Origin of the sequence: Zestomonas carbonaria (assembly GCF_904061905.1) — a bacterium.
Lineage (GTDB): Bacteria > Pseudomonadota > Gammaproteobacteria > Pseudomonadales > Pseudomonadaceae > Aquipseudomonas > Aquipseudomonas carbonaria.
Genome location: NZ_CAJFCI010000038.1, coordinates 4,401 through 5,673, shown reverse-complemented (window position 1 = coordinate 5,673; position 1,273 = coordinate 4,401). Strand labels below are relative to the sequence as shown.

General features: G+C 71.9%; 2 protein-coding genes. Both read right to left on the bottom strand.

The window, feature by feature from the left end; genetic code table 11:
* Positions 1-394, bottom strand: a 394-nt coding sequence (locus PSEWESI4_RS09305; protein ID WP_235978907.1) for a pyruvate kinase, incomplete at its 3' end; no start/stop codon positions are given.
* Positions 391-1,273: glycerate kinase type-2 family protein (locus tag PSEWESI4_RS09300; protein ID WP_187670923.1), on the bottom strand; the 883-nt coding region annotated here is incomplete at its 5' end. The genes PSEWESI4_RS09300 and PSEWESI4_RS09305, both read right to left, overlap by 4 nt.

Genomic DNA, 1,273 nt, shown 5'->3' with positions numbered 1-1,273 from the left:
GCAGGCGGCCGTCGTCGAGCAGCAGGCTCATGCCCGGTTGCAGGGCTTCGATGATCTCCGGGTGTGGCAGGTTCACCCGGCGCTCGTCGCCCGGGGTGGTGTCCAGGTCGAGGCGGAAGGCCTGGCCCTTGGCGAGCTGCACCTTGCCGCCTTCGAAGCGGCCGACGCGCAACTTGGGCCCCTGCAGGTCCATGAGGATGCCGATCGGGTAGTCCAGCTCACGCTCCACCTCGCGCACCCACTGGTAGCGCTGGGCGTGGTCGGCGTGCTCGCCGTGGCTGAAGTTGAGGCGGAACAGGTTGACGCCGGCCTCCACCAGGTGGCGGATGTCGTCGATGCCGTGGATCGCCGGGCCCAGGGTGGCGAGGATTTTGACTTTCTTGTTGGGGGTCATGACGCGGGTGCCTCGATCAGGATGGCGCGGAAATCGTTGACGTTGGTGCGGGTCGGGCCGGTGACGATCAGGCTGTCCAGGGCGGCGAAGTAGCCGTAGCCGTCGTTGGCGTCCAGCGCGTCGCGGGCGGAGAGGCCCTGGCGGGTGGCCTGGGCGTGACTGTCCGGGGTCATCAGCGCGCCGGCGTTGTCCTCGGAGCCGTCGATGCCGTCGGTGTCGCCGGCCAGCGCCCAGACGCCGGGCAGGCCCGCGAGGCTCTCGGTGAGGGCCAGCAGGAACTCGGCATTGCGCCCGCCGCGGCCGTTGCCGCGCACGGTGACGGTGGTCTCGCCGCCGGAGAGGATCACGCAGGGCGCCGGGACCGGCTGGCCGTGCAGCACGATCTGGCGGGCGATGCCGGCGTGCACCCTGGCCACCTCGCGGGCCTCGCCCTCCAGGTCGCCGAGGATCAGCGGCGTGTAGCCGGCGGCGCGGACCCTGGCGGCGGCGGCGTCGAGGGCCTGCTGCGGGGTGGCGATGAGCTGGAAGTGGCTGCGGGAAAGGCACGGATCGCCGGGCTTGACGGTCTCCGAGCGCGGATCGCGCAGCCAGGCCTGCACGTGGGCCGGCACCTCGATGGCGTAGCGGGCGAGGATCGCCAGGGCCTCGGCGGAGGTGGTCGGGTCGGCCACGGTGGGCCCGGAGGCGATCACCGTGGCCTCGTCGCCGGGCACGTCGGAGATCGCGTAGGTGTACACGGTGGCCGGCCAGCAGGCCCGGGCCAGGCGGCCGCCCTTGATGGCGGAGAGGTGCTTGCGCACGCAGTTCATCTCGCCGATGGTCGCGCCGGACTTGAGCAGGGCCTTGTTGATCGCCTGCTTGTCGGCCAGGGTGATGCTC